Source organism: Methanosarcinales archaeon, assembly GCA_014859725.1.
Lineage (GTDB): Archaea > Halobacteriota > Methanosarcinia > Methanosarcinales > Methanocomedenaceae > Kmv04.
Genome location: JACUTQ010000023.1, coordinates 1 through 20,172, shown reverse-complemented (window position 1 = coordinate 20,172; position 20,172 = coordinate 1). Strand labels below are relative to the sequence as shown.

Below are 20,172 nucleotides of genomic sequence, written 5' to 3'. Positions count from 1 at the left end.
TAACAATTGCAACCAATGCCAGGAATATCCCGGATTACCTTTTTTGGATTTTCCTGAAGCCCCTGCAGGGTTGGTTTGTATACTGTAAATTCAAGGGCAATTCCAGCCAATACCATCAGAAAACCAATAATCCAAAGGATCATGATTGTGCCACTTCAGGAATATTTTCGGTCAATTTCCAAATTATCCAGCTCTTTCAGGGAGTCTCTCCAATCTCCTGAAGTTTCTGTCTGGCCTTGCCAATTGCCAGAATAGGGGGCACGTCCTTGGGACAGACCTGTTTGCAATTACCATGGAACTGGCAGGCCCACCAGCCAGACTCCATATTTGCCTGCAGTAATCGTGATTCGTGGTCTTTTTCCCTGGGATCGATATAGAACCGGTACAGTTTTGCCAATGCTGCAGGACCCAGGTATTCAGGTTTTTCCCCATCTACAGGACAGGCCCCGAAACATGCAGCGCACAGGATGCAGTTGGTATACTTTTCCAGTTCTGCCATATCGGCAGGGTCCATTCTCCTCTCCTTTTCAGGATGCTCATCCCCTGGTTTGAATTTGGGTTCCACCACCCTATAATACTCGAAGAACTTGTCCTGGTCCACCACCAGGTCTTTTATTACCGGCAGGTGGGGTAGGGGTTCTACCAACACTTCATCTTCCTTATTCCAGGGCTCCTTGATCTCAATGGCAGCATAGGGTTTAAGAGTGACCTTATCCTTAACCTTACCCTCCACAAGCTCACTTACCTGTGACCGGCAGGCCAGCCGCGGTACTTTATTGATCAGCATGGCGCAGCTGCCGCAAATAGCACCTCTGCATGAGTAACGGAAAGCCAGGGAATCATCCAGCCTGGCCTGTATATGTAAAAGAGCATCCAGGACTGTCATTCCGGCTTCCGGCTCAATCTCAAAAGTATCGTACCGGGATTGTTCTCCAGCATAACGGAATATCTTGAATTTCATTAATACACACGCTCCTTGACAGGGTATCTTCCCAGAGTAACATCCGAGTATTCAATTACTGTTTTATTATCGTGGTAATAAGCCAGAGTATGCTTCAGGAATTTTTCATCATCCCGCTTCGGATAATCTTCACGGAAGTGGGACCCCCGGCTCTCCTGCCTGGAAAGGGAGCCCTGTGCCACTGCATTACTTATGAGGAGCATTCCCTGAAGTTCAAGTGTGTAGATGAGTGATTGATTGAATAATCGCCCCCCATCATTGATAACTACTCTTGATAACCTTTCATTTAGTTTTTCAAGCTGCTTAATTCCTGCTTTCATTTTGTCTTCTTCCCTGAACACACCGAAATGATCGAACATCACATTTTTCAGGTCTTCTTTGACAGAGGCCATGTTTTCGCCTTTATCCCTGGTCAATATGGAATCGATACGTGCCAGTTCGGCCTTCAATGCGCTTTTAACAGGGTCAATTGAAGGTGCTGAAATATTTTTTACACCTTTGACCATTGATTCTCCGGCAATCTTTCCGAATACAACAGTCTCAAGCAGGGAATTCCCCCCCAATCTGTTGGCACCATGGACACTGATACAGGCACATTCTCCCGCAGCATATAAACCTGGTACCGGAGTGGAACAATCAATACTTGATGCCACCCCACCCATGGAATAGTGTTGCCCAGGCTGTACAGGGATCGGGGATTTAATTGGATCCACTACTGCAAAATCCATGGCTATTGATCTGATTCCTGGCAGACGTTCATTGATCTTTTCAGCTCCCAGATGGGTCAGATCGAGGTGAACAAATTGGTCTTCAAAACCCCTTCCTTCATCCACTTCCCTCTGGATAGCCCGGGCAACAATGTCTCTGGGAGATAGTTCCATGGCTTTGGGTACATATTCCTTCATAAAACGTTCATGTTTATTGTTGAACAGGTAACCACCTTCCCCGCGTGCACCTTCTGTTATCAGGATGTTCGATCCGTAAAGTGTTGTGGGATGGAATTGGACGAATTCCATGTCCTTGAGAGGTACACCTGCACGAAATGCCAGAGCAGCTCCATCACCGGTATTGATAGGTGCATTGGTGGATCGGGCGAACAGACTGCCGTAACCACCGGTTGCCAGCAATGTGGCTTTAGCAGTAAATCCGTGAAGGGAACCGTCAACAATATTGAGAGCAGTACATCCGGTTATTCGTCCTTTATCCCTGATCAGTGATGTGACATAATATTCATCAAAAAAGGTAATATCCATATCTGTTAACTGCTCGTACAGGGTATGAAGCAAGTTACGACCAGTACGGTCGGCAGCATAGCATGTCCTGGGGAAGAAAGCACCTCCAAAGGGACGCTGGGCGATTCTTCCGTCCTCGAACCTGGAAAATACCACACCCATGTGTTCCAGTTCAATAACCGCACTGGGAGCTTCCCTGCACATTACATCCACAGTGTCCTGGTCAGCCAGATAATCTGACCCTTTCACTGTGTCAAAAGCGTGGTCTTTCCATGAATCGTCTTCTGCGCCAGGTGCATTACCCAATGCTGCATTGATACCACCCTGGGCTGCAACTGAATGGGAACGTAAAGGGTGGACCTTGGAAATAACTGCGGTATTATTGCCTGATTCAGATGCTTCAATGGCTGCCCTGAGTCCTGTCAGGCCGCCTCCGATAATTATTATATCATATTGATGGATTTGTTGGTCTGGTATGGTGTTAACCCCCTTGTAATTATAGGAATGTTGCTCAAGCTTTTTAATTATTTGTGCTTAAAAACTGGTATTGTCCTACGAATTCTGACCTGTCTGTATAAATTGAACTTGTTGATTAACGATTTTCTAAAACGGAGGTGCACATTTTGCAGCAAAATATGGAAGAGGCTGGTTATGGGCATGGTTGTTTGAACTTTGAAATAGTATTCATCTATGATCACCTGGTCAGCAATAATATCTGCGAAATAGTCTCCCACTACCTGATTTTCATAATAGACTTTCGTCACATAGCTCCAAAGGTAAAGCCATGATTTTCAAATTCAAGATACATAAAGACATCAGGTCATGAAATATTGGACACTCCTGATATTTACCCACTCAAATGTTGGAGAGATCCATTATTTTTAGTTATCAAATCTCTTAGAAATTTGTGCAATATGCCCCCATTTCGATAAAATTCAACTTCCAGCTGGGAATCCAGTCGAGTAATAACATTAAACATGTTCTCTTTTCCATCTTCACTTCTGGCAACTACTGCTATTTCCCCACCTGGTTTAATGTTTCCAGGTCCCTTTATCTCCAGGATCTCATGACCTGATAATCCCAGAATGTCAGGGTTTTCTCCCGGTTTGAATTGCAGTGGCAAAACTCCCATTCCGACCAGATTACTTCTGTGGATACGTTCATATGATTCTACGATCACGACTTTGACTCCCAGTAGATATGTTCCTTTTGCTGCCCAGTCACGGGAACTGCCGGTACCGTATTCTTTTCCTGCGATTATGATGAGGGGGATATTATTTTCAATATATCTCATGGCAGCATCGTAGATTGACATAACTTCTCCTGTGGGAAGATATAAGGTCCATCCTCCTTCCTTTTCAACCAGTTTGTTCCTGAGACGAATATTTGCAAATGTGCCCCGCATCATCACTTCATGGTTTCCCCGACGTGATCCGAATGAATTGAAATCGTCCTGGTCGATTCCAAGGGAGACCAGATACAGCCCGGCAGGACCGGTAGCAGGGATTGCCCCGGCCGGAGAGATATGGTCTGTGGTAATACTATCCCCGAGAAGTGCAAGTATCCGGGCGCCTTTTATGTCGCCTGTATCAATGGGTTTAATAGGGAATGGCTTGAAAAATGGGGGCTCCCGGATATATGTGGAATCCGTATCCCACTTATAGATTTCACCTTCCGGGACCGTCAGGTCTTCCCAGAGCTGTGTACCTTCCAATACATGAGAGTATTGTTTTTCAAACAATTCAGGTCCAATTGTCCTTTTGAATATATCATTGATCTCTTCTGTTTCAGGCCAGATGTCCTTGAGATAAACTGGTAATCCATTGGGATCATAACCTATGGCTTCAGTAGTGAGATCAATATCAACAGTTCCTGCAATTGCATAAGCAACTACCAGTAACGGAGATGCCAGGTAGTTTGCTTTGACCAGGGGATTTATCCTTCCTTCAAAATTCCGGTTTCCACTAAGTACTGCAGCTACTGTCAGATCCTTCTCCAGCACATCATTTCCTATTTTTCCAGGGAGTGGTCCGCTATTTCCTATGCAAGTAGTGCAGCCGTATCCTACCAGATGAAAACCCAATGCTTCAAGATACATCAATAGTCCTGAACCCTTCAGGTATTCAGTGACAACCCTGGAACCAGGAGCAAGACTCGTTTTGGCGCAGGATTTGGACTTAAGTCCACGTTCTATTGCTTTTTTCGCCAGCAAACCGGCACCTATCATCACAAATGGATTTGATGTGTTGGTGCAGGAGGTTATAGCTGCAATAACCACGGACCCATGGGATAGAGGGATCTGCTCTTCGAATTCTACATGTTCTTTAGGGGTATTTTTTTCAGCGTGGGTCCCACCATCACCCAGCCAGCGGATATACTCGGGGTCTGACTCAGGATATTTTCCATTTAGTTTCAGTTTATCTTTAACCAATATTTCGTGGAAACTCTCAGCCAAATCACCTAACAGGATTCTGTCCTGGGGTCGTTTGGGCCCGGCCAGGCTGGGTTCCACAGTTCTCATGTCAAATTCAAGAACTTCACTGAAAATAGGTTCTGGTACATCAACCGAATAGAAAAGGCCTTGTGTTTCACAATATGACCTTATCAGCTCAATATGTTCCTGCTTTCTTCCTGTCTGTGCAAGATACGAAAGGGTTGCATTATCAACAGGGAAGAACCCCACAGTGGCCCCGTATTCGGGAGCCATATTTGAGATAGTGGCTCTTTCAGACAGGTCAAGGTTTTCAAGTCCCTGACCAAAGAACTCGACAAATTTACCGACTACACCATATGTCCTGAGCATCTGGGTAATAGCCAGCACAAGATCGGTAGCTGTAATTCCGGGCTTCAATTCACCCAGTAGCCTGACACCCACCACTTCCGGGATGGGCATGTAATATGGTTGACCCAGCAGGACAGCTTCGGCCTCTATACCACCCACGCCCCATCCCAGTACTCCAAGCCCGTTTATCATGGTAGTATGGGAGTCAGTTCCAACCAGAGTGTCAGGGTAGGCGATTTTTTCTTTACCATCCTTAAAATGAACCACAGATGCCAGGTATTCAAGATTTACCTGATGGACAATACCCCTGCCAGGAGGTACGACCCTGAAATTATCAAAGACATTCCGGGCCCAGCGCAGTACCGCATAACGTTCGCGGTTTCGTTCAAATTCTCTTTTCTCGTTGCAATCCCGGGCATAAGAGGTGCCGAAATAATCCACCTGTACCGAATGATCTATCACCAGGTCGGCTGGTATGACCGGATTTATGCTACCAGGGTCACCCCCCAATCTCTGGGTGGCTGACCTCATGGCTGCCAGGTCCACTATTGCTGGTACACCTGTAAAATCCTGTAGTACTACCCTTGAAGGAATAAACGGAACATCACGTTTGGGGATGGTTTTCGGGTCCCACCTGGCAAGTGACTCAATGTCCTCTTTGGTTACAAGCTGATCATCTGCATGACGCAGTAGTGATTCAAGTAATATCTTGATAGAATATGGGAGTTGGGAAATATTTCCCAGGCCAAGCTTCTCCAATTTATCCAGTCGGTAGATCGCAATGGGACCATTGCTGGTCTCAAGGGTACCTCTAGCTCCAAATATGTCTGTCCCCATATTCTCCCAGCTTTTTTATTATATTTTAATCATATATATGAATTGAGTAGTCGAGACAATCATAGCACGTCGTTCCAGTAAAGTGTAAAGTACTGATTTTGATTAAGGCTCTTTTGGGTGTTATATAAATTTACTGGCATATTTAATTGACCAGTAACTATTTATCGCACAATTTCAATAATAATTGAAATACCAAATATTGAAAAATACAGGTTGCTTCCAATGTCAGATGAAAAAAAACTTGGCTTTTTTGAGAAATATCTTACTGTATGGATCATTATCTGCATAGTCGTGGGTTTATTATTGGGCAGGACATTTTCCGGACTGGCAGAGACCATTAACTCAATGCAGGTTTATAGTGTCTCCCTACCCATCGCAGTCCTCTTGTTCTTCATGATCTATCCCATCATGGTGCAGATTGATTTCAAACAGGTGGTCAAAGCCGGCAAAACGCCAAAACCGGTACTGATCACGCTGGTGGTAAATTGGGGGATCAAACCCTTCACCATGCTTTTCTTTGCCTGGTTCTTTATGAAGGTTGTTTTCATCCCGTTCTTGCCAGACACGACCACCACCACGTTGATGGGTGAATTGGATCTGCCGTCGCAATATATTGCAGGGATGGTACTTCTGGGAATTGCACCGTGTACTGCCATGGTCCTGGTATGGGGGTATCTGGCAAAGGGAAACCAAGGTCACACACTTGTCATGGTGGCCATCAACAGCCTGACAATGTTGATCCTGTATGCACCGCTGGCACGATGGCTTCTGGGGATCGGTGATATAGTGGTTCCCTGGAAGACTCTGGCATTATCTGTGGGATTGTATGTGGGAATTCCATTAGTGTCCGGCTACTTCTCTCGTACTCACCTGTTAAGAACAAAAGGTGCCCAATGGTTTGAAATGAGATTTTCCCCTGTCATGCACAACATTGCCATCACTGCACTCCTGATCACATTGATAACGCTATTCAGTCTTCAGGGTGACGTGATAATAGCACAACCCCTGATAATCGGAATGATAGCAGTGCCCCTATTAATCCAGGTCTTTTTCATATTCGCTCTTGCTTATGGTCTATCCAAATATTTCGGGCTGACGTATGAAGACGCGGCGCCTACCTCACTTATCGGCGCCAGCAATCATTTCGAGGTGGCCATTGCGGTGGCCATTATGCTGTTCGGTCTCAATTCAGGTGCCGCCCTTGCCACGGTGGTTGGGGTTTTGATCGAGGTCCCGGTGATGCTGATACTAGTCAGTATATGTCTGAGAACCAGCAGTTTATTTAATTCAGATTAAGACTAATTATATCTAAAAACGGGCGGGATAACATAATCAATATCATAATAGATGAGAACAAATGTACTGGATGCGGAGAATGCATGAAAATATGCAAGAGCCGAAGTCTGGAGATACGGGACAATAAATGTGTGGTTACCAGTCCTGGGGAGTGTAAGATCTGTATGTTATGCAAAGTCACATGTCCTGAAAAGGCAATTCAGATAGAGGTGTGAGTAATGGATGATAAGGGTGGATGCAGCTGCTTTAATGCTGCACTGGTGGATCATGCTTTAAAGAAGAAAAAAAGCAATTTGCATGAGGCGAAATGTCCGGTGTGTTTCAAGATATTTACCACTAACCGGGAAGGCCGTGAAATAATATGTTTTGATTGTGGAAAGGGATTAAAACATAAAGTGGGGGTATTGGGCATTGGCGGTAAGCAGTTTAATGATACATTAAACCTGGTGGTGAGGGCTGTGGTGGGAACTGAATTCAGGGTCATACCAATAACAGATGTGGAAACCATAATGACATACGAGGTGGCCCTTACTCCTGCTGTGGTAGTTGACGGCAGGGTGATGTGTGAGGGGAGTGTTCCTGAATATGATGATATTTGTAATTGGATAGGCAAGAGGCGTTAGGATTTGAAAATTGAAATATTAGGTACTGGCTGCGCAAAATGCAAACAAACCACAAAAAATGTTCAAAAGGCAGTGGATGAACTGGGTCTGGATATCCAGATAGAGAAGGTAGAAGATATTAATCGGATACTGGAATATGGAGTGATGATGACCCCGGGTGTTGTGATCGATGGAGAGGTGAAAATAGCAGGCAAAATACCTGATGTCAGCCAGATCACTAAGTGGATAACCGAATAAAAGAATGTGGCATTTTAATGATGTTGTACGATTACATGTACATGGGATTATCAGCTGCTGCCAAAGCCTTGTGTATCTCTTCCAGAAATTTCTCTGGAGGCTGGGCGCCTGTGAAATCAGCTAATTCATTGATCACGATCTTGGGTACACTCATGGCACCGTATCTTTGAGCAATATCAGGGAATTCCACGATCTCCACCATATCAGCCGTAATATTGTCGTTCTCAATTGCAATTTTATGGGCAGTCAGAACAGCTTTTGAACAATACGGACAAGTGGGAGTCACAAGTACCTGGATGTGCACTTTCTTCTTTATGTCTGCTAATTCTTTTTTTACTTCCTCAGATAGGTCGGTCCTGCCTTTTGATACATTGATCATATCTTCAACAAATGTGGGAAATTCATAACCTGATGGAGTACCATAGTGCCTGATCCCATAATCCTTATCACCAAGCATTACAATTGCAGGGATTTTTTTCACACCATATTTCTTAGCCTCTTTTTCATCTTTCATGAAATCATAGATTTTAGCTTCGATCTTGGGTGATAATTGAGCTACCTCATTCACGAGTTCCCGGGATTCACTACAGAACTGGCATTCGATCTCCTGGGTGAACATTACCAGTGTGATCTTCCCCTCCAGTCCTTCTTCCAGCTTTTTCTTTACAGTTTCTTTAGTGGAATCGTTGATTATTGCCATTAATTAACCTCATTTCTCCCTGTAGACAATTTACTCTGAAGTGGGCATCCGGTTTATGCCCCCATATTTTTATATCTAGATTTTTGTAGGAAGTATCTACTTATAATGTTGCTTTTGCTCGTTCATCGTGTGACATATAAGCCAAATTCTCAACTTCTTTTATATCCAGTTTAAGTCCCTTAGCCACCCGACGACCATAATCCGGATCTGCCTTGAAGAACAGAGCCGTCTGACGGAGTTGGATACGCTTTTGCGCTCCTCCAAGATGACCAATAATATTGCCTGCCAGATTCTCACGATCCTGATCGCTCATTACATCACGATATAGATTGCCAGGTTGAACAAAATCATCGTTTGGATGCGTATATTGGAAACGATCTGCTTTTCCTGAGATTTCTATCTGAGGTTCTTTTGCAGAAATGTCTGGCTCAGGACCATTAAAACTGTTTGGCCAGTAATTCGGACCACCGTCCCCATTTGGATCGGTACGCATAAATCCATCGCGCTGATAGCTGTTCTCAGGTGCATTTTTTGGTGCATTTACTGGCAGCAGGTGATAGTTGGGACCCAGTCTGTGGATATGGGTATCATGATACGAGAAAAGACGACCCTGGAGCATCTTATCCGGAGAAGTGGCAATACCTGGCACAAGATTCCCCGGGCCGAATGCAGCCTGTTCAACTTCTGCAAAGTAATTTTCAGGATTACGGTTCAAAACCAGCTTTCCAACTTCGATCGGTGGAAAGTCAGCATGGGGCCAGACTTTAGTGATATCAAAGATATCAAAACGATAATCCTTTGCCTGCTCAGGGGTCATTATCTGCATCTGGAGAGTCCATGATGGGTAATCTCCCCGTTCAATAGCCTCATAGAGATCCCTTGTAGCGTGGTCCGGGTCCTTTCCGCGAATAATCTCTGCTTCCTGACGAGTAAGATTCTTAATTCCCTGATCAGTCTTAAAATGATATTGCACCCAGAAATATTCACCCATCTCATTATACCACTTAAATGTGTGACTGCTATAGCCATTCATGTTTCTAAATGAGGCTGGAATGCCACGATCGGAATAGAGAATGGTTACCTGGTGAATTGATTCAGGCGTCAGTGAAAGGAAATCCCAGAACATATTCGGATCCTTACAGTTCATGGCAGGGTTACGCTTTTGTGTGTGTATGAAATCTGGAAATTTTAACGGGTCACGTATGAAAAAAACCGGTGTATTATTCCCGACTAAATCATAGTTGCCTTCCTCTGTATAAAACTTTAAAGCAAATCCCCGTGGATCACGCTCGGCATCTGCTGATCCCTTCTCTCCTCCAACAGTTGAAAACCGGGCAAATACCTCGCATCTCTTGCCAATTTCGGAAAGAAACTTTGCCTTTGTGTATTTGGTGACATCTGCAGTAACCTCAAAGTATCCTCCTGCACCGGCTCCCTTTGCATGCACTACACGTTCAGGGATACGTTCACGATCAAAGTGAGCTAATTTCTCCAGCAGGTGAGTATCCTGCATCAGAACCGGACCTCGTTCTCCGGCACTAAGGCTATTTTGATCGTCAGCTACAGGTATCCCAAAAGCAGTAGTTAATTTATATTTCTGATTCTTGTTACTCATTATAACTCCCCATTATTACTTTTAATTCAAAAATTGTCAGTTATAATTATGATAAGCTTAATATATAATATTTCGCCTTCTTTTTTTATTTTCTGACATTACTTCTTTGAGGAGAGCACTGATCAGATGATGAGAAAAATGATCAATCAAAGCGTTTTGTATAAACATGACAGTATGGTGTCCCTCTTTTTTTAGTGTAGTAATCTTGATGATAATCCTCAGCTTTCCAGAAGGTAGCCGCTTCTTTTAATTTTGTCACAACATTGTATCCTTTCTCTTTCAAAATATTGATCACATTTTCTGCTATTGCTTTTTGTTCATTATCTAAATAAAATATGATTGAACTATACTGTTCCTTGTTTTTTACCTCATCTTTGAAACTCAAGTATGCTTATAGAAATCACCAATACGTAACACATATTTTGTCACTAATAAATGTTTCCTATGGAGGTCAATAATATTCGATTTTCTGTAGAATTTTGTGAATATTTGGGAGATATTTATTTATGTGGAAATCCCTGTATTATGTTTTTGGAGAAATAGTTAGATTATATATATAGTAGAAAAACTATTTCCACACCGGTTTTGAATAACATGAAGATCATAGATAATTGTGTAGGTTGCGGTCAGTGTGTCACTTTTTGTCCAAGTCATGCCATTTCTGTTTGCGGACAGGCCATGATAGGCGATACATGTACCCGGTGCCATCTATGTATCCCCTACTGCCCTGTGAAAGCTATCAGGAGGGATGATCAATAAAAGTATTGATAATTGGAGGTGGTCTTGGAGGACTGCTTTGTGCAGCTCGCTTGGTGAAGGCCGGTCATACAGTGGAAGTTTATGAACGTCTTCCCATGATAGGGGGACGGTTCATAAACCTGGAACATAAAGGATTCCAACTCACATCAGGAGCCCTGCATATGATCCCACACGGCCCCAACGGTCCTTTAGCATCCATGCTAAAAGAAGTGGGTGCTGAGGTGCATATCGTCACTTCATCTCCCATGGCGTTTCTCAGGATTCCTGAAAATGGTGGATTTAAAGACATTCAATTCCATGATTTTGCAGACCCGCTCTCCTGGTTGAATAAACTGAAACTGACCTTTCTTACTTTTAAATCCAAATTCGATAAACCAAAAAATAAGAATTTCAAGCAATGGTTTTACCCATTCATAAACGACGAGTGGTTGGTCAAGATGGCCGATTCATTCTGCGGCTGGTCACTGAGCATGTCATGTGAAGATGTATCGGCTGAGGAGATGCTGGCTATCATCAAGAATATGTACAGTTGGGGCGGTCCAGGGGTGCCGATGGGAGGATGCGGCGCGGTAATTGATGCCCTTGAAAGTGTAATACTATCTGGCAGTGGACGTATTCATACCAATTGTGAGGTGGACAGGATCCTCACAGTTGACGGCAGGGCCGTGGGTGTAGAGATCAAAGGTAAAACCGTAATGGGTGATCTGATCATAAGTAATATCGGTCACAAAAGTACAACTGAGCTCTACGACCACCCCCAGACTGATGAATTCAGGGAATATATAGAAGTTTTACAAAAGTTGAAACCATCTGCCGGTATCAAGATATCAATTGGGGCAGATAAGCCTCTAATCGGCCACAGCGGTGTGTTATTAACCCCCTATGCGAATCGAATTAACGGTATGAACGAGGTTACCAATATCGATCCATCCCTGGCACCTCCTGGTAAACACCTGGTAATGACCCACCAGACTGTAAAATCCGATGACATACAGTCCGAGATACACCTGGGACTCCAGGATATTAAGAATTTGTTCCCTGGTGAGGATTATGAGGTTCTTATGGTGCAGACCTATCGGGATGACTGGCCTGTAAACAGGGCAGAATCTGGTTCTGACCTTGGCAACTCTACTCCTTTAAAGGGACTCTATATTGTAGGTGATGGTGCAAAAGGCAAGGGCGGAATAGAGGTGGAAGGTGTGGCTCTCGGCGTGGCAAATACTATGGAGCTGCTAAATATTTAAAAACCAGGTGAAAGGAAAATTATCAATGCCGATATTATGGGTATTGTCAGATTGTCGTCCAGTATCCGGCCGCGAATCTGCCATGGGATCCCATCTGCAAGCATAGCACCCAGGGCTCCCAGTGCTAATGAAAATACAGGCAGTGTGTCTAATCGTGGAGCAAGAGTTGCCAGGTATCCTGAGATAAAGCTAGTTAAAAACATAACAAGCAATATGGGGGCGGGTTTGAGAGGTAACCTGGTGTGCCTGACATGGGCTTTTTTTCCCCACAGTGCACCCACAATACCTGAAGATGTATCACCAATAACAGCCATGGTAATTGCAGCAATGGCAATAGTCTTGGAAAACAGGGCAATGACGATCAAGGCTGATGCCATCAAATAGAGATGTCCTGCAACTTTATGCACTTCATGGGAACGCAGAATGATGCTGGGAAAGCTGATAATTTCGCGTAATCTCATCCATTCTGCAATGAACAGCACACCTACAATGAGGCTTAACCAGAGAATGGCAGTGCTGCGGTCAATGAAATAATAAATTCCAGGAATAAGTATTCCTAATAGGTGAATGGATTTTCTGAGGATCTCTTTTAAGATTATACTGACCATAACGTAAAATTATTAGGTGACCTGTGTACCAGCATCCTGGAATTGAAGATTCCCATAAATCAGATCAAATATGGTGTCAGCTATATTTATCACCGGGGATCGCACCTGTTTCATTGTTTCAATATCCCTGATGGTTACCGTTCCGTCCTCAAGTGTATCATAATCAACGGTAATTGAATAGGGTGTACCGATCTCGTCATTTCTGCGGTACCGCCTGCCGATAGTGCCTGAATCGTCATAGCCCACCATTATGCCCTTCTTTTTTAATGAGGATTCGATCTCTCTGGCAGGTCCTATGAGTTCCTGCCTGGTCAATAAGGGCAATATGGCAACCTGGACAGGAGCTACTTCACCTTTTAAGCCCAGTACGATCCTTGACTCGTCCTCGCCTTCAACATCCTCTTCCCTGTAAGCATGTTCAAGCACTCCATATGTGATCCTGTCGATCCCGAAAGACGGTTCTATAACGTGGGGCACGATATTCTCGCCCCTCACAGTTTCGGTAACTTTCTGGATCTGGAACATATCGGGAGGTATGGTGATCTGTTCCCCATCAACAGTGATCCTGATCTCCCCATCTTGTTGATCATTTGCATCCAGTGACTGTAATGCTTCCACAACTGCTTTTGCCTTGCCTTTATATGCCGGTCCTATCTTACCCATATCAGGTTTAATTAAAAGCTTGTCTGTACTTTTTGGTTCATCATATTCCACGTAGACTGATAGATCAGTCTTACTGACCGTGCTGTGGGCTTTGAGGTCATAATCTGTACGATCTGCTATCCCCACAATTTCAACCCAACCGAACCTGTCAGATAATATCTCGGCGTCCCAGCAATCAATAGCATAATGGGCCATCTCGTCCTTCATGTGTTGCCTGAACCGCAGACGATCATGCGATATGCCCACACGCAACAGGAATTCCTGGGTCAGTATCATGGAATAAGCCAGAAACTGGTGAGCGATAGTACCTTGCTGCACAGCATTCTCCATGCTCATTTCTACCTGGTCACTGCCATTGGATTGAGCAGGATCTGAATATAATGTCAGTTTTTTTCCTGAAATACTCTCAAATTTTGGATGATTCTTATTTTTTGGGTCTACGAATATCTCGGCTTCTGCCTGGGTGAATTCCCGCAGACGAATTACACCCTGCCGTGGTGATATCTCATTGCGGTAAGCCTTTCCGATCTGTGAGACTCCGAAAGGCAATTTTTCCCTGTAGAAACGAAGGAGTCTGGGAAAATCAACGAACATACCCTGTGCAGTCTCGGGCCGCAGGTAACCCGTACGTTTTGAGCCGGGACCGATATTTGTGCTAAACATCAGGTTGAACTCATATGCATCTCCCAATTCCCCACCACAGTCCGGGCATTTGATAAGATTCTTTGTTATTATTTCACTGATTTCGGCTGATGATAAAGTGTCAGGATTATCTACGACATCCTGGACAAGATGATCTGCCCTGAATGCTTCATGGCATTTCTGGCATTCTGACAAAGGGTCAGAGAATCCACCCACATGACCTGAAGCCACAAACACATCCTCAATGCCAATGGTAGGTGCTTCGATCTCATAATATCCCTCATTTACAACAAAAATATCCCGCCAGATATTTTCTATTCTGCGCTTTAACATGGCTCCTAACGGCCCGTAATCATAAAACCCGGCTGATCCGCCATATATCTCAAATGAATTCCAGAGGAAACCCCGTCTCTTTGCAAGTTCCATCACACTGTCATACTTGTCCATAATCTATCCCTTACTTGGTTATAACGGGTTCGTAATGCATGGATGCTATAAATATTATGCATCCCAGGAGGGCGTCAGTAAATCATTACTATAGATAAATTTTTCTGTTCTGACCATATACAACCTGGTCCACCAGATAATTATTAATGGTTGCAAAGTGAGGATGATCAATAACTGGCTTCCGAATGACCAGGCAAAATCCAATTCTTCAATTTCTGCGAAAGATATGATGTAGCTGATAAAGTAGAATATTATGTTTATGATTAGCGTGATCAAAAAAATAAATAGCCAGATAAAAAATATACTTAGCTTATTTTCCATAAAGAACCTTAATCCTTGGACTATCCCATCCACTGCATCAATGTTTTCTACAACAATAATGTACAATACAGGTTTGAATATTATATCCAATATCAACAAATATATCATCCAGATTCCAAAACCTGCCAGCAGCAGCAATATACCTGCAGTAAGCTGATTGGCCGCTATCAATTCCATATTGTTCCTGACAATGATGGCGCCAGGTACTACACAAATTACTCCTACGAATTTTATTAAAATTAATAATACGTTGGCCAGAAATACATTAATAAAATTCATGCCGCCAGAAGATAGCATGTCATGTATGCCTGTATCTCCTGATGATGTGGCATTTTGTCCCATGCCAATCGCTCCTGCTATGAAGTATGAGTCAAATAGTAACAAAATTCCAAAAATCAATATAACAAAAATTATCAGGGCAGGAAGTTTATCCTGGGATGAGGATATTAATAATGAGGCGATCTCATCTTCATTCATAAGAGCGATCTCCTCAGCCGAATTGACCCCTAATAACATTAACATGCCTATCGCTAGTGACAATATCAGGATGAGTAATTGGATCAGTTCATTGATGATCAATGGGACAGCAATATTGATATTGCGGGACCAGGTATGAAATCCTCCGCTTAATATGTTTTCCAGATTATTGACCATGTATATTAGACTACAATATCACTATAAAAATAATACGAATTCATAGTGGGTTGAATCTGCGCAACATATATATTATATAGTGTGATTATAAGTACACTTTGCTTCGCCACAAAAAATCAAACATTAAAATTTCAATATTATCATAATTGGAGGAACAATATTTGGCTAAAATGCATACCAGAAGAAAGGGCTCCTCAAGGTCCACAAAACCTTTGAGAACAGAAGCCCCGCAATGGGTCACCTTTTCATCTGATGAAATAGAAAAAAAAGTGGTAGAGCTTGCCAACGAGGGGAATTCTACCAGCAAAATAGGTATTATCATGAGGGACATGTACGGGGTCCCTGATATCACATTATCTACAGGTAAGAAGGTCAGTAAGATACTTGAAGGATATGATGCAGCACCAAAGTTGCCAGAGGATTTTACCAATCTTATTACCAAAGCATTGAGACTTAGGGTCCATATTGCATCAAATCATAAAGATAACCACAATAAAAGGGCTTTGAATCTCACTGAAGCAAAAGTGCGAAGACTTGCAAAATACTATCGCTGCACAGGTTTATTACCAAAAGACTGGAAATACAATCCAGATACTGCTGAGAGATTTATTACTGAGTAATATTCACCAGTAGTACAACCATATAGTTGGTGGGATATCCATCAACTATTTCATCTATTTTTACCATTATTCCTGGGATGACAGCTAGATTGGTCTCTCTGGCAGAAAAAGCTGCAAAAGCACTTGAAAATTATAGTTTTGTCAGGGTCATATCCCATAATGACGCGGATGGCATTACTGCCGGCGGGATTATTTCTAATGCACTGCTGAGATCCAATATTATTTTCAGGACCTCGATAGTAAGTAGCTTTAATCAGGATGTGGTCGATAGCATCGACAATTATGGAGAAGGCAGTGCTGTTGTGTTCTGTGATATGGGCAGCGGCCAGCCTGATCTGGTTAACCGGATAAAGGATGATGTATTCATAATCGACCACCATCAGGTCATTGGTGACCATTCAGGTTGGGTCCATGTCAATCCTCAGGTGGTGGGTATTGATGGAGCTACGTTACTATCTGCTTCCGGGACTGCTTATTTCGTGGCCCGGGCCATGGGTGATAATGTTGATCTGGCGGGTCTGGCATTAACAGGGGCAGTGGGAGATAAACAGAGAATGGAAGGGCCAAATCTGGAAATCCTGCTGGAGGGCCAGAACGCGGGAGTCATATCTGTTAGAAAAGGCCTCAGGATACCGGACGGGCCCGTGGATGAGGTACTGCTGACCCTGCTTGAGCCGTATCTTGACATAGCGGGGGACAGGGAAGCTACAGATCGATTTATAGAAGAGCTGGGAGTGAATGGCAATATACTGGACATGGGGGCGAAGGACATTAGTAAACTGGCTTCGGCCATGGCATTGAAAATTGCTGGCAGGGCTGAACCGGCTGTTACTCAGTCCATAGTGGGAGATGTGTTGATACTGAACAAGGAAGTGGTATCAAATATCTACAGCCTGGAATGGATGCTTAACTGCTGCGGGAAAATGGACCTGCCAGCCCTGGGCCTGGCACTGTGCATGAGAGATGCCAGTGTGATTGAAGAGGCGGCCAGGATATCTTCCAAATACCAGAAGACAGTGTTTGAGCAGGTAAAGGCTGGCGAGAAATTGATCAGGGAAATGGACCATATAAGATACGTGGCACTGGAAGATGCTTCCGGGACCGGTATTATTGCAGGCACATTGATACGGTATGTATGTCCTGATAAACCATTTATTACATTGAATATTGTGAAAGATGTTGTCAAAGTATCGGCCAGGGGTACCAGGCGACTGGTGGATAAAGGACTTGACCTTGGCGTTGCCATGCGTGAAGCTGCTGCCGGTGTGGGCGGCCAGGGCGGAGGTCATAATGTTGCATCAGGGGCCAGTATTCCGCCTCAGGCAATTGATGAGTTTTTGGGAGCAGTGGATAAGATAGTCGGAGGCCAGCTGGGATGAAGATCAGGGGAAAGATCGAAATAAGGGATGAGAAGGCCCCTGAACTGGCTGGCATGATCACGCGAGCGCTTGAGCCTGATAACATGAATAGTATGAGAACCGAATATGGGGAGATGGCTGTCACGACCTATTTCGAGTCAGAAAAAATGGGAAGTTTAATTGCTACTGTAGACGATTATATTTTAAATGCCAGAATTGCAGCTGATGTACTTACTACTGTTGATAATAAGAAAAATATTCACAAAAGGAATGACGATTAATGGAACTCCAGTTTAGACTTCAAGGACTTTTCAAGACAAGTGCAGACCCCACTCCAGCGAAGGACGCAATAATTGAGCTGTTAACAAATGCCCAGGGAACTGTGCTTTCCAAAGGAGCACCCGAGGGGCAGGGTGCCAAAATAACTGCACAGGATGTTACCAGTGATGGAATATTTGTTGAGATCACGTCTGGCAGGCATGTACGGGCCCATGATGCAATTTTGCGGCTTCGCAAACCCCTGGCCGGGATGCTGGGAAAGGAGCACAGGATAGGTGTCAGGGGTCTTGAGATACCTGAATTCATGGTGCATATCCCGGCCCGGAAACCGTTGAAGCAGATGAAGATACCATACGTGAAGAGTATGGAATATATTGACGGAGCCATAGTGCTTTCACTGGAACTGGGCCAGGCAGAGATCGAGAACCGGGTGCCTGATCGCATCATATCGCTTTTAGAGGATAAGGTGGCGGCACAGGATTACGGGGGCAAGGCCGAACACTGGCACCTGTTGTGGGAAAGCGGGAAAAAGGAGCCTTTGTTCACAACAGACCCTACCCAGGAGCTGATGAAGCTGGGCTGGATCAAACGGGGCAGCAGCAGGGGCCAGTGGATACACGGTCCCCAGAGCGTGGCAGTGTTCAGGGCTTTCGAGAGGATCGTGGTGGAAGAGATCATTAAACCGCTGGGGTACAGGGAGATGATATTTCCGAAACTGGTCACCTGGGACGTGTGGCAGCGCTCGGGTCATGCCAAGGGTGTGTATCCTGAGATCTATTACGTGTGCCCGCCCAAGACCAGGGACCCCGAGTTCTGGGAAGAGGTGATAGATCACTACAAGGTCACGCTGGAGGTGCCGCTGGATATGGTGGCTGAGAAGATCGATAAACCCATCGGAGGCTTATGTTATGCCCAGTGCCCGCCGTTCTGGCCTTTCCTGCAGGGTGAGACCCTGCCTGACGACAACCTGCCTCTGTTCGTGTTCGACCGCAGCGGGACATCCCACCGATATGAGAGCGGCGGTCTCCACGGTATGGAGCGGGTGGATGAGTTCCACCGCATGGAGCTGGTTTTCGTTGGCACGCCCGAGCAGGTGGTGGCCCATTCCGAGGCCATGCAGAAGCGGTACAGTCACATTTTCAACGATATCCTGGACCTGGAATGGAGAATGGCCTGGGTGACACCCTGGTTCATGGCGCAGGAGGGACTGACCGGCCTCGCTACCGAGAGCCGGGTAGGCACCATCGATTACGAGGCCTCCATGCCATACAGGGGCGAGGATGCGGAATGGCTGGAGTTCCAGAACATGAGCGTGAACGGTGATAAGTATCCCAAAGGTTTCAATGTAAAGCACCAGAGCAACCAGGCACTATGGTCAGGCTGCAGCGGGATAGGGCTTGAACGCTGGGCGAGTGCTTTTTATGCTCAAAAGGGGCTGGATCCTGATAAGTGGCCTGAGGCTTTCAGGAAGATCGTTGGGGAATTGCCTGAGGGGATCAGGTTCCTTTGAATGGTGGAGATAGATGTCGAATTTGTGATGTTGGAATGGGGGTGAATTTCTTATAACGGAATCTGCAGGTTTTGGATATTTGTCCGAGGTATATTGGTGACTTCGAGATGGGGTTTCATGGATTGTGTAGTTGACCTTATTTTCGGCAACCAGCATTAAAGGAAGGAAAATAATTTCCTGTTTTAGATAAATAACCATAAAACAGGATTCAAAGCAACAAACCGTTTTATTTAAATGTACGAAGAGCTCGTACTTAGTACGGGGATGGTTATAGTAGGGGGGATTTATGCTCGATGGGGCATATTTTGAAATTACAGTGAGTACTTACTAGAGGATAATTATTTTGATTTTTAAAAACAAATCTTTATAAAATATTAATTTATGTTTATTATCAATTGCAGAATCCATACACTATTAAAGCACTTTAAAATATGATTGAGGAAAAATGTCGATTGAAAATAAAAGATTAAATAGAACCTATGGTTATGATATTCTCATAAATACATTTGAACCGATTCTTAGAAAATTTATTTCAAATGAGATTTTTTTAATAAATTTTGGAATTAATTGGAAGACAAAAATACCTAATGGAGTTATTACTGAATTATTGCGTATTAAAGAGGGTGAGTTATCCGAAAACTGCTCTTTAGAAGATTTCTTTGAAGAACTTACTTTTCTGAATCTAAAAGATATTCTTATTGTTTCTAATAATTATAAATTTGCAAAATCAGGTCGTGTCCCTAATTAATTGACAATATTTAAATAGTTTGAATATAATTCTATT

General features: G+C 44.0%; 21 protein-coding genes. 12 read left to right on the top strand and 9 right to left on the bottom strand.

The genetic code is table 11. The features are described 5' to 3' along the window. Window positions 1-196 precede the first annotated feature (196 nt). A complete protein-coding gene (locus IBX40_03450; GenBank protein MBE0523379.1) occupies window positions 197-961 on the bottom strand; it encodes a succinate dehydrogenase/fumarate reductase iron-sulfur subunit in 765 nt (254 codons plus the stop codon). Continuing rightward, window positions 961-2,655: an FAD-dependent oxidoreductase gene (locus IBX40_03445; protein MBE0523378.1), complete on the bottom strand. Its 1,695-nt coding sequence runs from the start codon at window positions 2,653-2,655 to the stop codon at window positions 961-963. The genes IBX40_03450 and IBX40_03445 overlap by 1 nt, the downstream gene beginning before the upstream one ends. Before the next feature lie 161 nt (window positions 2,656-2,816). Between IBX40_03445 and IBX40_03440 the strand changes: the two genes are divergently transcribed. Beyond that, window positions 2,817-2,981 (top strand): hypothetical protein, encoded by a 165-nt coding sequence (locus IBX40_03440; protein ID MBE0523377.1) that lies wholly within the window; start codon window positions 2,817-2,819, stop codon window positions 2,979-2,981. A gap of 59 nt (window positions 2,982-3,040) precedes the next feature. On the opposite strand, the gene acnA is transcribed toward IBX40_03440, so the two are convergent. Beyond that, the gene (acnA, locus tag IBX40_03435) at window positions 3,041-5,812 is read right to left on the bottom strand and encodes an aconitate hydratase AcnA (GenBank protein MBE0523376.1); all 2,772 of its coding nucleotides are present in this window, start codon (window positions 5,810-5,812) and stop codon (window positions 3,041-3,043) included. Window positions 5,813-6,034: 222 nt separating this feature from the next. Here acnA and arsB point away from each other — a divergent pair, with 222 nt between their 5' ends. From arsB to IBX40_03415, 4 genes are read left to right on the top strand one after another with little or no spacing between them, the layout of a single operon-like run. After that, window positions 6,035-7,108, top strand: coding sequence for an ACR3 family arsenite efflux transporter (gene arsB / locus IBX40_03430; protein MBE0523375.1), 1,074 nt, complete (start codon window positions 6,035-6,037; stop codon window positions 7,106-7,108). A gap of 5 nt (window positions 7,109-7,113) precedes the next feature. Beyond that, the gene (locus IBX40_03425; GenBank protein ID MBE0523374.1) at window positions 7,114-7,323 is read left to right on the top strand and encodes a 4Fe-4S binding protein; all 210 of its coding nucleotides are present in this window, start codon (window positions 7,114-7,116) and stop codon (window positions 7,321-7,323) included. Window positions 7,324-7,326: 3 nt separating this feature from the next. After that, window positions 7,327-7,731, top strand: a complete 405-nt coding sequence (locus IBX40_03420; GenBank protein MBE0523373.1) for a thioredoxin family protein — start codon at window positions 7,327-7,329, stop codon at window positions 7,729-7,731. A 3-nt stretch (window positions 7,732-7,734) separates the two neighbouring features. Next, window positions 7,735-7,968 carry a TM0996/MTH895 family glutaredoxin-like protein gene (locus tag IBX40_03415; protein MBE0523372.1) on the top strand — a complete coding sequence of 78 codons (234 nt, stop codon included), beginning with the start codon at window positions 7,735-7,737 and terminating at the stop codon, window positions 7,966-7,968. Between the two features lie 31 nt (window positions 7,969-7,999). Here IBX40_03415 and IBX40_03410 read toward each other — a convergent pair whose 3' ends face one another. From IBX40_03410 to IBX40_03400, 3 genes are all read right to left on the bottom strand, one after another. Further along, the gene (locus IBX40_03410) at window positions 8,000-8,668 is read right to left on the bottom strand and encodes a thioredoxin family protein (protein ID MBE0523371.1); all 669 of its coding nucleotides are present in this window, start codon (window positions 8,666-8,668) and stop codon (window positions 8,000-8,002) included. 100 nt (window positions 8,669-8,768) lie between these two features. After that, complete coding sequence (locus IBX40_03405) at window positions 8,769-10,283, bottom strand: catalase (protein ID MBE0523370.1); 1,515 nt, start codon at window positions 10,281-10,283, stop codon at window positions 8,769-8,771. Window positions 10,284-10,425: 142 nt separating this feature from the next. After that, complete coding sequence (locus tag IBX40_03400; protein MBE0523369.1) at window positions 10,426-10,668, bottom strand: peptide-methionine (S)-S-oxide reductase; 243 nt, start codon at window positions 10,666-10,668, stop codon at window positions 10,426-10,428. A 209-nt stretch (window positions 10,669-10,877) separates the two neighbouring features. Here IBX40_03400 and IBX40_03395 point away from each other — a divergent pair, with 209 nt between their 5' ends. Further along, window positions 10,878-11,042, top strand: a complete 165-nt coding sequence (locus IBX40_03395) for a 4Fe-4S binding protein (protein ID MBE0523368.1) — start codon at window positions 10,878-10,880, stop codon at window positions 11,040-11,042. Beyond that, window positions 11,039-12,286: an NAD(P)/FAD-dependent oxidoreductase gene (locus IBX40_03390; GenBank protein ID MBE0523367.1), complete on the top strand. Its 1,248-nt coding sequence runs from the start codon at window positions 11,039-11,041 to the stop codon at window positions 12,284-12,286. Before IBX40_03395 ends, IBX40_03390 begins: the two co-directional genes overlap by 4 nt. On the opposite strand, the gene IBX40_03385 is transcribed toward IBX40_03390, so the two are convergent. From IBX40_03385 to IBX40_03375, 3 genes are read right to left on the bottom strand one after another with little or no spacing between them, the layout of a single operon-like run. Next, window positions 12,283-12,894, bottom strand: a complete 612-nt coding sequence (locus IBX40_03385; GenBank protein ID MBE0523366.1) for a hypothetical protein — start codon at window positions 12,892-12,894, stop codon at window positions 12,283-12,285. The two genes, IBX40_03390 and IBX40_03385, sit on opposite strands and share 4 nt — an antisense overlap. A 12-nt stretch (window positions 12,895-12,906) precedes the next feature. After that, window positions 12,907-14,646, bottom strand: coding sequence for a glycine--tRNA ligase (gene glyS, locus IBX40_03380; protein ID MBE0523365.1), 1,740 nt, complete (start codon window positions 14,644-14,646; stop codon window positions 12,907-12,909). Window positions 14,647-14,700: 54 nt separating this feature from the next. Further along, the gene (locus tag IBX40_03375; GenBank protein ID MBE0523364.1) at window positions 14,701-15,621 is read right to left on the bottom strand and encodes a hypothetical protein; all 921 of its coding nucleotides are present in this window, start codon (window positions 15,619-15,621) and stop codon (window positions 14,701-14,703) included. 161 nt (window positions 15,622-15,782) lie between these two features. Between IBX40_03375 and IBX40_03370 the strand changes: the two genes are divergently transcribed. From IBX40_03370 to IBX40_03350, 5 genes are all read left to right on the top strand, one after another. Further along, window positions 15,783-16,241, top strand: coding sequence for a 30S ribosomal protein S15 (locus IBX40_03370; GenBank protein ID MBE0523363.1), 459 nt, complete (start codon window positions 15,783-15,785; stop codon window positions 16,239-16,241). 77 nt (window positions 16,242-16,318) lie between these two features. After that, entirely contained in the window at window positions 16,319-17,620 is a 1,302-nt protein-coding gene (locus IBX40_03365; GenBank protein ID MBE0523362.1) for a DHH family phosphoesterase, read from the top strand. Beyond that, window positions 17,617-17,880: a hypothetical protein gene (locus IBX40_03360; protein ID MBE0523361.1), complete on the top strand. Its 264-nt coding sequence runs from the start codon at window positions 17,617-17,619 to the stop codon at window positions 17,878-17,880. Before IBX40_03365 ends, IBX40_03360 begins: the two co-directional genes overlap by 4 nt. Next, complete coding sequence (locus IBX40_03355) at window positions 17,880-19,388, top strand: serine--tRNA ligase (protein MBE0523360.1); 1,509 nt, start codon at window positions 17,880-17,882, stop codon at window positions 19,386-19,388. Before IBX40_03360 ends, IBX40_03355 begins: the two co-directional genes overlap by 1 nt. Before the next feature lie 445 nt (window positions 19,389-19,833). Next, window positions 19,834-20,136 carry a hypothetical protein gene (locus IBX40_03350; protein ID MBE0523359.1) on the top strand — a complete coding sequence of 101 codons (303 nt, stop codon included), beginning with the start codon at window positions 19,834-19,836 and terminating at the stop codon, window positions 20,134-20,136. The last annotated feature ends 36 nt before the right edge of the window (window positions 20,137-20,172 follow it).